Below are 250 nucleotides of genomic sequence, written 5' to 3' on the forward strand. Positions count from 1 at the left end.
TGGGGATTGAGCAACGCTTTTTTGGTTGCCAGGGTCTGGTACTTTGCCCTACCCGCGAGCTGGCTACCCAGGTAGCCAATGAGATCCGAAAACTGGCTCGCTATCGCCAGAACATCAAGGTCGTGACTCTATGCGGTGGTCAACCAATAGGTCCTCAGATTGGATCTCTGGCTCATGGCGCTCATATTGTTGTCGGTACACCAGGCAGGATTCAGGATCACCTGCGTAAGCAAACGCTTACTATCGATCT

The 250-nt window shown here is 52.4% G+C and carries 1 protein-coding gene; it reads left to right on the forward strand.

Annotation, left to right across the window (positions count from 1 at the left end; genetic code table 11):
- A partial coding sequence (locus CWC28_RS21820) for a DEAD/DEAH box helicase (RefSeq protein WP_138625793.1) occupies nucleotides 1–250 on the forward strand: 250 nt, incomplete at both ends.

The sequence above is a fragment of the Pseudoalteromonas sp. S4492 genome, from assembly GCF_005886115.1.
Classification (GTDB): domain Bacteria; phylum Pseudomonadota; class Gammaproteobacteria; order Enterobacterales; family Alteromonadaceae; genus Pseudoalteromonas; species Pseudoalteromonas gelatinilytica.